General features: G+C 34.3%; 14 protein-coding genes. 9 read left to right on the forward strand and 5 right to left on the reverse strand.

Translation table 11 applies throughout. The features are described from left to right. Position 1: 1 nt before the first annotated feature. The 3 genes from E0F89_RS13675 to E0F89_RS13685 all read left to right on the forward strand — a co-directional run bounded on the left by E0F89_RS13675 (position 2) and on the right by E0F89_RS13685 (position 2,180). Positions 2–505: a GNAT family N-acetyltransferase gene (locus E0F89_RS13675; RefSeq protein WP_131910335.1), complete on the forward strand. Its 504-nt coding sequence runs from the start codon at positions 2–4 to the stop codon at positions 503–505. 64 nt (positions 506–569) lie between these two features. After that, positions 570–1,769, forward strand: a complete 1,200-nt coding sequence (locus E0F89_RS13680) for an alanine dehydrogenase (protein ID WP_165930034.1) — start codon at positions 570–572, stop codon at positions 1,767–1,769. 36 nt (positions 1,770–1,805) lie between these two features. After that, complete coding sequence (locus tag E0F89_RS13685) at positions 1,806–2,180, forward strand: DUF4258 domain-containing protein (RefSeq protein ID WP_131910336.1); 375 nt, start codon at positions 1,806–1,808, stop codon at positions 2,178–2,180. Positions 2,181–2,386: 206 nt separating this feature from the next. On the opposite strand, the gene ung is transcribed toward E0F89_RS13685, so the two are convergent. After that, positions 2,387–3,067 (reverse strand): uracil-DNA glycosylase, encoded by a 681-nt coding sequence (gene ung / locus E0F89_RS13690; RefSeq protein ID WP_131910337.1) that lies wholly within the window; start codon positions 3,065–3,067, stop codon positions 2,387–2,389. Positions 3,068–3,212: 145 nt separating this feature from the next. On the opposite strand from ung, the gene E0F89_RS13695 reads away from it, so the two are divergent. The 3 genes from E0F89_RS13695 (at position 3,213) to E0F89_RS17475 (ending at position 6,072) form a co-directional block, all read left to right on the forward strand. Next, positions 3,213–5,378 (forward strand): endonuclease MutS2, encoded by a 2,166-nt coding sequence (locus tag E0F89_RS13695; protein ID WP_131910338.1) that lies wholly within the window; start codon positions 3,213–3,215, stop codon positions 5,376–5,378. Between the two features lie 70 nt (positions 5,379–5,448). Further along, positions 5,449–5,865 (forward strand): thiol-disulfide oxidoreductase DCC family protein, encoded by a 417-nt coding sequence (locus E0F89_RS13700; protein WP_131910339.1) that lies wholly within the window; start codon positions 5,449–5,451, stop codon positions 5,863–5,865. Between the two features lie 78 nt (positions 5,866–5,943). After that, positions 5,944–6,072, forward strand: coding sequence for a hypothetical protein (locus tag E0F89_RS17475; RefSeq protein WP_262709546.1), 129 nt, complete (start codon positions 5,944–5,946; stop codon positions 6,070–6,072). Positions 6,073–6,137: 65 nt separating this feature from the next. Here the strand turns inward: E0F89_RS17475 and ettA are convergent, their stop codons facing one another. From ettA to holA, 3 genes are all read right to left on the reverse strand, one after another. After that, positions 6,138–7,832, reverse strand: coding sequence for an energy-dependent translational throttle protein EttA (gene ettA, locus E0F89_RS13705; protein WP_131910340.1), 1,695 nt, complete (start codon positions 7,830–7,832; stop codon positions 6,138–6,140). Between the two features lie 65 nt (positions 7,833–7,897). Next, on the reverse strand, positions 7,898–8,080 hold the full coding sequence (locus tag E0F89_RS13710; RefSeq protein ID WP_131910341.1) for a CAL67264 family membrane protein: 183 nt from the start codon (positions 8,078–8,080) through the stop codon (positions 7,898–7,900). Between the two features lie 78 nt (positions 8,081–8,158). Continuing rightward, a complete protein-coding gene (gene holA / locus E0F89_RS13715; protein WP_131910342.1) occupies positions 8,159–9,163 on the reverse strand; it encodes a DNA polymerase III subunit delta in 1,005 nt (334 codons plus the stop codon). A 91-nt stretch (positions 9,164–9,254) separates the two neighbouring features. On the opposite strand from holA, the gene E0F89_RS13720 reads away from it, so the two are divergent. The 3 genes from E0F89_RS13720 to E0F89_RS13730 are packed head-to-tail and all read left to right on the forward strand — an operon-like array spanning position 9,255 to position 11,610. After that, the gene (locus E0F89_RS13720) at positions 9,255–9,710 is read left to right on the forward strand and encodes a type I restriction enzyme HsdR N-terminal domain-containing protein (RefSeq protein WP_131910343.1); all 456 of its coding nucleotides are present in this window, start codon (positions 9,255–9,257) and stop codon (positions 9,708–9,710) included. Between the two features lie 11 nt (positions 9,711–9,721). Beyond that, on the forward strand, positions 9,722–10,741 hold the full coding sequence (locus E0F89_RS13725) for a glycosyltransferase family 2 protein (RefSeq protein WP_165930036.1): 1,020 nt from the start codon (positions 9,722–9,724) through the stop codon (positions 10,739–10,741). A 35-nt stretch (positions 10,742–10,776) separates the two neighbouring features. Beyond that, positions 10,777–11,610 carry an OmpA/MotB family protein gene (locus tag E0F89_RS13730; protein WP_131910345.1) on the forward strand — a complete coding sequence of 278 codons (834 nt, stop codon included), beginning with the start codon at positions 10,777–10,779 and terminating at the stop codon, positions 11,608–11,610. 115 nt (positions 11,611–11,725) lie between these two features. Here E0F89_RS13730 and E0F89_RS13735 read toward each other — a convergent pair whose 3' ends face one another. After that, positions 11,726–12,346 carry an L-threonylcarbamoyladenylate synthase gene (locus E0F89_RS13735; protein ID WP_131910346.1) on the reverse strand — a complete coding sequence of 207 codons (621 nt, stop codon included), beginning with the start codon at positions 12,344–12,346 and terminating at the stop codon, positions 11,726–11,728. Positions 12,347–12,379 lie beyond the last annotated feature (33 nt).

Raw genomic sequence — 12,379 nt, forward strand, 5'->3', positions numbered from 1 at the left:
CATGAATTTAGAAAAGATTGTAGAAATTGTCCCATTTTCGGCTGATTTATCAGCCCCGATAAAAACCTTGAATCTGGAATGGCTTAAACAATATTTCAGAGTAGAGCCTAAAGACGAAATTGTTTTATCAAATCCAAAAGAGGAAATTATTGACAAAGGCGGAATGATTTTTTATGCAAAATATGACAGTAAGATTGTTGGCACCGTTTCGTTAATAAAAATAGACAGTACAACATTTGAATTGAGTAAGATGGCCGTAACTGATGGTGTGCAAGGAATGGGAATTGGCCAAAAACTGTTGCTTCACTGCTTTGCAGTTGCCGAGGCAAAAGGAATTGAAAAACTTATTTTATATTCGAATACAAGGCTGCTTTCTGCCATTCATTTATATAAAAAGTTTGGTTTTTTAGAAATACCTTTGGAGGATGGTGTTTATGAAAGAGCCGATATAAAAATGGAAAAAGTCATCAGCGCTTCTCAAATAAGATCTTCGATTGTGCATTAGGCTTTTAAACACGCTTTTTTTAAAACTTTTTACGTAAATTGTCCGCTTAAACTTTACAGCACTAATGTCAATAACAATAACCCCATTTACTAAACAGCAGTTGTTACCTCAAGAAGAAAAGCTTGAAATAACAAGACAAAAAAGTGAACTTTTTATTGGTATCCCAAAAGAAACCAGTTTTCAAGAACGTCGAATTTGTCTGACTCCTGATGCCGTAAATTCATTAACCTTTCATGGTCATCGTGTAATGATTGAATCAGGAGCGGGTTTGAGTTCCAGTTATACTGATAAAGAATATTCTGATGCCGGTGCCGAAGTTACCAAGGACACCAAAAAGGTATTAAGTTGTCCAATGATCCTGAAGGTTGAGCCAGCAACATTAGCAGAAATTGCAATGATGAATCCGCAAACGATTTTGCTGTCCGCAATTCAGTTGAAAACCAGAAAAAAAGCATATTTCGAGGCTTTGACCAAAAAGAAGATTATCGCACTGGCTTTTGAATACATTAAGGATGAAGATGGTACATACCCTGCTGTTAAATCCTTGAGCGAAATTGCCGGAACCGCATCGATTTTGATTGCTGCTGAATTAATGATTACCAATGAATCTGGAAAAGGATTACTGTTTGGGAATATTACAGGCGTTCCGCCAACCGATGTAGTCATTTTGGGCGCAGGAACCGTCGGCGAATTTGCTGCTAAAACTGCTATAGGTTTAGGTGCCAGTGTCAAAGTTTTCGATAACTCCATTACCAAACTCCGCCGTTTACAGAATAATTTGAACCAACGAATTTTCACTTCCACAATACAGCCAAAATCTTTGCTAAAAGCCCTAAGGCGATGTGATGTGGCCATTGGGGCAATGCGAGGAAAAGATCGTTGTCCTGTAATTGTTACCGAGACAATGGTGGAACACATGAAGCACGGAGCCGTAATCGTTGATGTCAGTATTGATACCGGTGGTTGTTTTGAAACTTCTGAAGTAACTTCACATGAAAAACCTACCTTCGTCAAAAACAATGTGGTGCATTATTGTGTACCCAACATTCCTTCCAGATATTCTAAAACGGCTTCGCTTTCCATAAGTAACATTATATCGCCTTACCTGATGAAAATTGCCGAAGATGGCGGTATCGAAAGCGCTATCCGTTGTGATAAAGGACTGAAAAATGGCGTTTACATGTACCACGGAATCCTTACAAATAGTTCTATCGGCGAATGGTTTGATCTACCTTATAACGACATCAATTTAATTGTTTTTTAAGAAAACTTTCTTCTACCTTTGCAAAAAATTTAATTCATGAAGTTTATACATCGTTTTGCCTATTATTTGGTAGGTTTAGTAATAGGACTGTTTTTTGTAGCGTTAGTTTTTAGTGGTAAAGACACCCGCTGTAACTATTTTCCAAATGCAAGAGTTTTAAATGATTTAAGAAACAAACCATTTTATTATTCCGATAAAGCTTCTGTGATTTTAGCTGAAAAATGGATTGACACCGCCGATATTAAAAATACATTACAATATGGTGATGTAGATTTTGACCAAAGTAATATCGAACTAAAAAAAGGAAAACTGTACATCATTGAAGGTAAAACGATCAAAAACCAAGAGGTTACTCTAAAAGTAATTAATTATTCGGACAAAGCTGTCCTTGAAGATATTATAAAAAGGTAATATTTTTTAATAGTGCTATTTCTTTTCGAATAGTTATAAAATCAGTATTTTTATTTGGGCGTGACCCTTCGTAAAAACTTCGGGTCGTGCTGTACGTTCCCTCTTTTTTTTTAAAAGGCTGAAACGCCTCTCAAAAAAAGAGCTCCACTGCCATCACTCACGCAGAAAATCTGCAAATAAAGTATTTACATTTTTATACAAAATATTTAATCTTTTGAAATCCAATTGATTAATTGTAATCCATTTTGTTTTAAATACGCATTCGTTTTGCTGAAATGTTTATTGCCAAACCATTTTCCTTGATTGGCACTCATAGGCGAAGGATGCCCGGATTCTAAAACCAGATGTTTTGTTCGATCTATTTTGAGTCCTTTTTTATGGGCGAAATTCCCCCAAAGCAAGAAAACAACATGCTCTTTTTCTTCGGAAATTTTTTGGATTACAGTATCAGTGAGAATACTCCATTTCAAGTGTTTATGACTATTTGGACTGTCTTCTCTTACGGTCAACGAGGCATTCAACAATAAAACACCTTGCTTTGCCCAAGCTTCTAAATTCCCGGAAGGAGGCATAAAAATAGTCCCTAAATCATCACCCATTTCACGAAAAATATTGCGTAACGATGGCGGAATTCGCACTCCATCATTCACTGAGAAACACAAACCATTGGCTTCGCCTTTCCCATGATACGGATCCTGACCAATAACAACCACTTTTACGTCTTTGAAATTGCAATAATTAAATGCAGCAAAAACCAATTCTTTCGGAGGATAACAACTGTGATTTTTATACTCCTCATCAACAGTTTCCATTAAATCTGGAAAATAAGGTTTCTTGATTTCGTCTGATATAATGGACTGCCAAGAGGGATTGAGATTCATTTGCATACTTAAATATTAGAAAGCAAAGATACAAAGAGATTCTTTTTTAGAATTCAAAAAAGGATAATAAACATTCATTAAATCTTTGTGAAAATCAGTTAAATACTCTTAATTATTAGCTATTTTTGTCTTGAAATCCATTATACTATAAATGATATCCATCACCGAAAAAACATTACAAGATTTACAATTTCCAACTGTTCTAGAAACCATTTCGACCATCTGCAATACTGATATTGGAAAACAAAAAGCCTTTGAAATAACCCCATTTAAAGATAAGGAAACACTGATGCAAGCATTAATGCAAACATCTGAATATGTTTCGTCTTTCCAAAATAACAATGCTATTCCCAATCATGGTTTTGATGCCATTACTCATGAGATAAAATTCCTGGCTATTGAGGACAGTTTCCTGGAAGTAGGTAGTTTTCGGAAGATTGCCACTATTTCTTCAACAGTAAATTTCCTTTTGACTTTTTTAAGAAAATTTGAGGATTATTATCCAAATTTAAATGCAAGGGCCAATCAAGTTGAATTGACCAAAGAAATCATTGCGATGGTCGATGAAGTAGTCGATAAATATGGCGAAATTAAAGACAATGCATCACCAGATTTATTGAATATACGACGTAGCATGAATGCTGTTCGCGGAAAAGTTAATCAAAGTTTTGGAACCGCATTGACGCAATACAATTCGCTGGGATATTTAGACGATATCAAAGAAAGTTTTGTTCAAAACAGACGCGTTTTAGCAGTTTTAGCGATGTACCGTCGCAAAGTAAAAGGATCTATTTTAGGCAGTTCCAAAACAGGAAGCATTGCCTACATTGAACCCGAAGCTACCTTACAATATTCGCGGGAATTAAGCAATTTAGAATACGAAGAAAAAGAAGAAATCACCCGTATATTAAAACAATTATCCAATTATATTCGTCCTTTTTTACCGCTTTTAATCAAATACCAAGATTTTCTAAGTGATATTGATGTCATTGCCGCAAAGGCAAAGTATGCCAATAAAATCAATGGAATTTTACCAACCATTACTGAAAACCGCCGACTTTATTTCAGAGATGCGTATCATCCTATTTTGTTTTTAAACAACAAACTAAAAAACGAAATTACACATCCGCAAACTATTGAATTAAGTCAGGAAAGTAGAATCATTGTGATTTCAGGTCCTAACGCGGGAGGGAAAACCATTTCGTTAAAAACCGTTGGATTACTCCAATTAATGCTGCAATCCGGGATGCTGATTCCAGTACACGAACGCAGTGAAACCTTTCTTTTTGATAGGATTTTAACGGATATTGGGGACAATCAATCTATTGAAAATCATCTAAGTACATACAGTTACCGATTAAAGAACATGAACTACTTTTTAAAGAAGTGCAATAAAAAAACCATGTTCTTAATTGATGAATTTGGTACCGGTTCTGATCCAGAATTAGGAGGCGCCTTGGCTGAAATTTTCTTAGAAGAATTCTACCACCGGGAAGCTTTCGGGATTATTACAACGCATTATTCAAACCTAAAAATTCTGGCTAACGAATTGCCATTTGCCACTAATGCCAATATGCTTTTTGATGAAAAAACATTAGAGCCTTTGTATAAATTAGTTTTAGGACAAGCGGGAAGCTCATTTACGTTTGAAGTCGCATTGAAAAACGGAATTCCTTTTAGCTTAATTAATCGGGCGAAAAAGAAAATTGAAGTTGGAAAAGTACGTTTCGATAAAACGATTGCTACTCTCCAAAAAGAGCGTTCTAAAATGGAAAAAACTTCACAAACACTAAAGGAAGAGGAAACCAAAGCACGCGAGGAAGGAAAGAAAATGGAAACCATTAATGTAAAAATCAAACAAAAACTGGAAAGCTATCAGGAATTATATGACAGTAACCAGAAAACGATTTACATTGGACAAAAAATTGAAGACATCTCAGAGAAATATTTCAACAATAAGAACAAGAAGGAACTGCTTGGAGAATTTTTGAAAATCATTGAAATCGAAAATTCAAAACGCAAAAAAGCGACAACCAAAGAGTCGAAAGCACTGATAGAAAAGAAAAAAGAAGTTATTCAGGAAGTGACTGTTCAGGTGGAGGAAATCAGAAAAGAAAAGAAAGAGAAGAAATTGAAAGTCGTGGTTGAAAAACCAAAACCAGTTCTAAAATTAGGAGATCGCGTGCGAATGTTTGATGGAAAAGCTGTGGGAACGATTGATTCTATTGAAAAAAATAAAGCTACGGTAAACTACGGAGTATTCACTTCGAAAGTAAGTTTGGAAGCGCTGGAGTTTGTGGAAGCGGGGAAGAAGTAAGGAGTGTTCAGACGAAAATAAATTTCAACTCCGTTAATAATTTTAAATGTTGAATTTTAAATTTTAAATTATGCTCAATATTCCTAAAGATAAAAAAATAATCCTCTTTGATGGCGTTTGTAATCTGTGTGATTCAGCAATACAAATGATTATTAAACATGACGCAAAAGATATTTTCCGATTCGTTGCTTTGCAATCTGATTTAGGTCAAAAAATTATCCAACACTTGGGAATTGATACACAAAAAACAGATAGTATTATTTTGTATCAGCCCGGTTTTGCTTATTATTACAAATCAGAAGCTGCTTTAGAAATTGCTAAAAATTTAGGAGGAATATTTCATTTTGCCTCAATATTTTCAATATTACCCACTTCTTTTAATAACCATATTTACGATTATATCGCTAAGAACCGCTACAAATGGTATGGAAAAAAAGAAGCTTGTCTGATTCCTACTAAAGAAATTCAAGCTAAGTTTTTAGAATAAAATAATAATCATGATAATTATCATACCTTTTATTTTGCAAGAAGTATAAATTTGGACAATCTTAAAACTTAATTAATTATGAAAGACACTACACTTTTTTCTTGGGATAACGGAACTTTTATAATGGTTGTTGTATTCGGGTTAGTAATCATAGGACTGGTTGCCGCAGTTTTTATTATGATGAATTCTGATAAAAAAATCAAATAACAGCACAAAAAAAGAGGATATCCAAATGGACATCCTCTTGCTGATTTTAGTTTTAGTCAGAAAGATTAACTTCTAATCAACTTTCTGTATTTCAAACGTTTTGGAGTTAAATCACCACCCAGACGTTTTTTCTTGTTCTCTTCATAATCAGAAAAACCGCCTTCAAAATAATATACTTCAGAGTTTCCTTCGAAAGCTAAAATGTGTGTACAAATTCTGTCCAGGAACCATCTATCGTGAGAAATAACTACCGCACAACCCGCAAAACTTTCCAATCCTTCTTCTAAAGCACGAAGTGTATTAATATCTAAATCATTCGTAGGCTCATCCAGCAAAAGTACGTTTCCTTCTTCTTTTAAAGTCATCGCAAGGTGCAAACGGTTACGTTCTCCTCCGGAAAGCATAGAAACTTTCTTGTTTTGTTCTCCTCCACCAAAATTAAATCGGGATAAATAAGCTCTTGAATTTACTTGCTTTCCGCCCATCATGATCAATTCCTGACCGTCAGCGAAGTTTTCCCAAATTGATTTGTCCGGATTTATGTTGGAGTGTGCTTGATCTACATAAGCGATTTTTACAGTGTCTCCAATTAAGAACTCACCTGAATCTGGCTTTTCTTCGCCCATTATCATTTTGAAAATTGTTGATTTACCAGCACCGTTTGGTCCAATAATCCCAACAATTCCTGCTTGCGGTAACGTGAAATTTAAATTATCATACAACAATTTATCCCCAAAAGCTTTAGCAACATTTTTGGCTTCAATTACATTTGTTCCTAAACGCGGACCATTTGGAATATAAATTTCCAGATTTTCATCCAATTGTTTTTGGTCTTCATTAAGTAATTTATCGTAGTTCTGCAAACGCGCTTTTTGTTTCGTTTGACGACCTTTGGCACCTTGACGAACCCAGTCCAACTCACGTTCTAAATTCTTTCTTCGCTTAGAAGCTGTTTTCTCTTCTAATGCCATACGGCTTGATTTTTGATCCAACCAAGAAGAATAATTCCCTTTCCAAGGAATACCTTCTCCTCTATCCAATTCTAAAATCCAACCGGCAACATTATCCAAGAAATATCTATCGTGCGTTACTGCAATTACAGTTCCGGCGTATTGCGCTAAATGTTGTTCTAACCAAAGAACACTTTCAGCATCCAAGTGATTCGTAGGCTCATCCAAAAGCAATACGTCAGGTTGTTGCAACAACAAACGACATAAAGCTACACGACGACGCTCACCACCAGATAAATTCTTAATTGGTGTATCGCCTTCCGGAGTACGCAGAGCATCCATGGCAATTTCCAGTTTGGTATCAATTTCCCAAGCGCCCAACGCATCAATTTTATCTTGTAAAAGCGCTTGACGATCCATCAATTGCTCCATTTTATCAGCATTTTCATAGACTTCCGGCAAACCAAAACTGTCGTTGATTTTATTGAATTCATCCAGAACTGCCATTGTTTCAGCAACTCCCTCTCTTACAATTTCGATAACTGTTTTGCTATCATCTAAAATAGGTTCTTGTTCTAAATACCCTACTGTATAACCCGGCGCAAACACTACATCTCCTTGGTAGTTTTTGTCAACACCGGCAATAATTTTCAATAAGGAGGATTTTCCAGAACCATTTAAACCCAAAATACCAATTTTAGCTCCATAAAAGAAACTTAAATAGATGTTTTTAAGTACTGGTTTATCTGCTCCTTGATACGTTTTACTCAATTTTGACATTGAGAATATTACTTTTTTATCGTCTGCCATTTTATATAGATTTTCAGATTATTATACTTTTAGATAATTAGTTATTATCTATTTTTTTTAATTTATTACAGTCTTCCTTTAAGTGAACTAAATACCCAAGCATTCGCTAAGAATCCAACACCGACGGCGGCAAAACCCCATCCTGAAACATCACTATACCGGAAAGCGCCTAATCCTATTAAGAGTAGTCCCATCAGAATCATTATTAAAGTTGCCCATCCTAAAATAGTGTTTTTATTCATTGCCATAATTGTGGTGATTTGTTTTTTTAATAACCCGATTACAAACCCTCGGAACGGGATTGCAAATATCGGAATTTTTGTCCTTTAATTAAATATTTTATAAAGCATTTCTCGTAACAAATCAGATTGAGATAAGGCATTGGCTCCCACACCTTTGCTTTTTACGTCAATATCTCGTAAAGCTCCCACAATTTGACTTACTTTTTTCATTGGATAATTCTTCAGTGCCACATCGTATTCTTTCATGAAAAAAGGATTTACACCTAAAACCGCTGCCACATTTTTGGGGTTTTTATCTTTCAAACCATGGTATTTTAATAATTGAATAAAGAAACCAAAAACCAAACTTGTAGTCACGACCATTGGATTATCTTTTGGATTTTGCGCGAAATTATCGGCAATGGTATAGGCTTTTAATTGATTTCGTTCTCCAAGTGCTTTCCGCAATTCAAAGACATTAAAATCTTTACTAAAACCTATGTTTTCTTCAATATGTTTTGGAGTAATGGTACTGTTTGGCGGTAATATAATTTGTAGCTTTTCGAGTTCATTGTTAATTTTACTCAAATCAGTTCCCAGGAATTCCACCAGCATTGCCGTTGCTTTAGGCTCAATTGCATATTTTTTGCCTGCCAAAACACGTTTAATCCACTCTCCTACTTGGTTTTCATACAGTTTTTTACTTTCGTAAACAACACCGTTTTTGGCCAATAACTTCGTTACTTTTTTACGTTTATCCAACGTTTTGTATTTATAGCAAAAAACTAAAACGGTTGTAGGCATTGGATTATCGGCATAACTTTCGATTTTATCTATTGTTCTGATTAAATCTTGGGCTTCTTTTACAATGACCACTTGACGCTCTGCCATCATCGGATACCGTTTGGCGGTCGAAATAATATCTTCTACAGTCACATCTCTTCCGTACAAAACCGTCTGATTAAAACCTTTTTCCTCTTCAGACAAGACTTTTTCCTCAATATAATCCGATAATTTATCAATATAATACGGTTCTTCACCCATCAAAAAATAAATGGGTTTTATGTTGCCACTTTTTATATCATTTACAATTTTTATAACCTCGTCCATTCCTTTTAGTTTAAAGTTTGACGTTTAAAGTTTGTTGCTTCAAATGAAACTTTAAACTTTAAATTTTAAACTTATTTAATACTTTTGCTTTATGCAAAAACTCAATTTTCAACTTTATAACTTTCGGTTCAAAAATAGCGAAAATAAAGTCTCCATTTTTGATGCAATCAGGAAAAAATTTATCATTCTTACTCCTGAAGAATGGGTTAGACAGCATGTTGTCCAATTTTTATTGGAAGAAAAAAAATATCCACACTCCTTAATTAATGTCGAAAAAGTACTAAAAGTCAACGGCTTGCGCAAAAGATACGATGTCGTGGTTTTCAATCCGGATGGTTCTATTTTCATTTTGGTAGAATGCAAAGCACCCGAAATAAAAATTGCACAAGCAACCTTTGACCAAATTGCCCGTTATAACATGACTATGAAAGCTAATTTCTTGATGGTAACTAATGGTTTGAATCATTACTTTTGCCAAATGGATTTTGAAAATGAAAAATATCAATTTCTGAAAGAATTACCGGATTACAAACTAAATCGTCTATAAAACAAAGCTTCATAATGAGAATAGCAGTTGTCATACTTAATTGGAATGGAATATTATTACTGGAAAAATTTTTGCCGTCGGTTGTACAATTTTCTCCAGAAGCTACAATTTATGTTGCTGACAATGCTTCGACTGATGATTCTATTTCCTATATCAAAGCTTTTTTTCCATCGGTTACAATTATTAAAAATAACAGTAATCTTGGTTTTGCAAGTGGTTACAATGAAGCATTAAAACAAGTTAATGCTGATATTTATGCTTTAGTGAATTCTGATATAGAAGTAACAGAGCATTGGTTGAAACCCATTCTTGAAACTTTCGAAAATGAACCAAAAACGGCGATTATCCAACCTAAGATATTAGATTATAAACGAAAAGAATTCTTTGAATATGCTGGTGCCGCCGGGGGATTTATTGATGAATATGGTTATCCTTTTTGTCGGGGTCGTATTTTCGATACTTTAGAAAAAGATAATGGACAATACAATGACTCACGAGAGATTTTCTGGGCATCAGGAGCTTGCTTTTTTATCCGAAGTTCAGTTTACAATGAATTAAATGGTTTTGACGATGATTTTTTTGCTCATCAGGAAGAAATTGATTTATGCTGGCGTGCCTATAATAAAGGCTATAAAATAAAATACAATTCTGAATCGGTAGTTTATCATGTAGGCGGAGCCACTTTAGAACAAGGCCATCCGATGAAAACGTATTTAAATTTCAGAAATTCCTTGTTGATGCTGACTAAAAACCTTCCGAAAGAAAAATTATATTCGATACTTTTCGGCAGAATGATATTGGACGGAATTGCGGCAATACAATTTTTAACACAAGGAAAGTTCAGTCATTTTTGGGCAATATTGAAAGCTCATGGTGCTTTTTACAGACTTTTTATCACTAATTACAAGAAAAGAGGGCAATTTCAAAATAAAAAGTACTATGAAATTAGAAGCATCGTTTTTTTATATTTCATTAAAAAAATCAGATTATTTAACGCTATTTTTGACTCTAAACTAAATATTAAAAACTAAATTTGTAATTCACGTTTAATTAAAGTAAAAAATTTATGAGAAAAATCGTAATTGCCTTATCAGTAATGGCACTTTTAACTTCATGTGTTTCTAAAAAGAAATACACTCAATTAGAAGCTAGAAACAAAGAAACCCAAGATTTACTAAACACAGCAACTGTAAAATTAAATTCTTGTTTAGAAGAAAAAGCGGGACTTTCTGCTACTGTAGCTGGTTTGAAAGAGCAAAATCAAGGTTTAATCAGTACCTCTAAGGACATGACAATCTTGTCTACTAAAGGAGCTCAAAATATCGAAAAAGCTTTAGAATCCATTAAAGAGAAAGATTTAAAAATAAGCAGAATGCAAGATGCTTTAACTAAAAAAGACAGTGTAACACTGGCATTAGTGACAAGCTTGAAAAGTTCTGTAGGAATATCTGATCCGGATATCGAAATAAATGTTGAAAAAGGAGTAGTTTTCATTTCTATTGCTGATAAGTTATTATTCAAAAGCGGAAGCTACGATGTGACGGACAGAGCTAAAATGGTTTTGGCAAAAGTCGCTAAAGTAGTGAACGACAAACCGGATTTTGAATGTATGGTCGAAGGTCATACTGATAACGTTCCTTACAATGGTTCTGGTGTTTTATTAGACAACTGGGATTTAAGTGTGAAACGTTCCACTTCTATCATCCGCGTATTAACGAATCAATTGGGTGTTAAACCAGAGCAGTTAATCGCAGCGGGAAGAAGTTCTTATATTCCTTTAGTTGCAAATGATTCTGCTGAAAACAGATCTCGTAACAGAAGAACTCGTATTGTAGTTTTACCTAAAATTGATCAGTTCTATGAAATGATTGAAAAAGAAATGAAAAAACAAAGACCATAAAAAGTGATTGTTTTTTAGATTGCATAAACAAAAACGTCCCGATATTCGGGACGTTTTTTTATGTTTATTATTGAACACTAATTCCAGCTCATCGGGAATTGACGCTGCACACTTCCTATAGAATATCTATACTCCCTTTTCCTTCTCTAACTACAATTGGCTCATCACCTGATAAATCAATTATTGTAGATCCTATATTATCACCGTAACCTCCATCAATAACCAAATCAACCAAATTTTGCCATTTCTCAAAAATAAGTTCCGGATCAGTGGTGTATTCTATCACATCATCTTCATCATGAATTGACGTAGAAACAATAGGATTCCCAAGTAACTTAACAATTTCTAAAGCGATCGTGTTATCAGGAACCCTGATTCCAACAGTCGTTTTCTTTTTGAATTCCTTTGGTAAGTTATTATTTCCCGGTAAAATAAAAGTATACGGTCCCGGCAAAGCTCTTTTTAAGATTTTAAAAGTTGATGTGTCTATTTGCCTAACATAATCAGAGATATTACTCAAATCATGGCAAACAAAAGAAAAATTAGCTTTATCAAGCTTCACTCCTTTGATCTTTGCAATGCGTTCCAACGCTTTGGTATTGGTAATATCACAACCCAAACCGTATACTGTATCCGTTGGATAAATCACTAAACCACCTTCTTTTAAAACCTTAACCACTTTAGCGATTGCAGCTTCATTAGGTTTGTCTTCGTATATTTTTATAAATTGAGCCATTTTTTTTTGTTTAAAGTTTTAGGTTTAAAGTTT

The organism is Flavobacterium caseinilyticum, assembly GCF_004349085.1.
GTDB classification, from domain to species: Bacteria; Bacteroidota; Bacteroidia; order Flavobacteriales; family Flavobacteriaceae; genus Flavobacterium; species Flavobacterium caseinilyticum.

Bases quoted from the DNA above. Each gene is read 5' to 3' on its own strand.
- E0F89_RS13675 (WP_131910335.1), top strand. From the start codon at position 2: ATGAATTTAGAAAAGATTGTAGAAATTGTCCCATTTTCGGCTGATTTA.
- E0F89_RS13680 (WP_165930034.1), top strand. From the start codon at position 570: ATGTCAATAACAATAACCCCATTTACTAAACAGCAGTTGTTACCTCAA.
- E0F89_RS13685 (WP_131910336.1), top strand. From the start codon at position 1,806: ATGAAGTTTATACATCGTTTTGCCTATTATTTGGTAGGTTTAGTAATA.
- ung (WP_131910337.1), bottom strand. From the start codon at position 3,067: ATGCAAATGAATCTCAATCCCTCTTGGCAGTCCATTATATCAGACGAA.
- E0F89_RS13695 (WP_131910338.1), top strand. From the start codon at position 3,213: ATGATATCCATCACCGAAAAAACATTACAAGATTTACAATTTCCAACT.
- E0F89_RS13700 (WP_131910339.1), top strand. From the start codon at position 5,449: ATGCTCAATATTCCTAAAGATAAAAAAATAATCCTCTTTGATGGCGTT.
- E0F89_RS17475 (WP_262709546.1), top strand. From the start codon at position 5,944: ATGAAAGACACTACACTTTTTTCTTGGGATAACGGAACTTTTATAATG.
- ettA (WP_131910340.1), bottom strand. From the start codon at position 7,832: ATGGCAGACGATAAAAAAGTAATATTCTCAATGTCAAAATTGAGTAAA.
- E0F89_RS13710 (WP_131910341.1), bottom strand. From the start codon at position 8,080: ATGGCAATGAATAAAAACACTATTTTAGGATGGGCAACTTTAATAATG.
- holA (WP_131910342.1), bottom strand. From the start codon at position 9,163: ATGGACGAGGTTATAAAAATTGTAAATGATATAAAAAGTGGCAACATA.
- E0F89_RS13720 (WP_131910343.1), top strand. From the start codon at position 9,255: ATGCAAAAACTCAATTTTCAACTTTATAACTTTCGGTTCAAAAATAGC.
- E0F89_RS13730 (WP_131910345.1), top strand. From the start codon at position 10,777: ATGAGAAAAATCGTAATTGCCTTATCAGTAATGGCACTTTTAACTTCA.
- E0F89_RS13735 (WP_131910346.1), bottom strand. From the start codon at position 12,346: ATGGCTCAATTTATAAAAATATACGAAGACAAACCTAATGAAGCTGCA.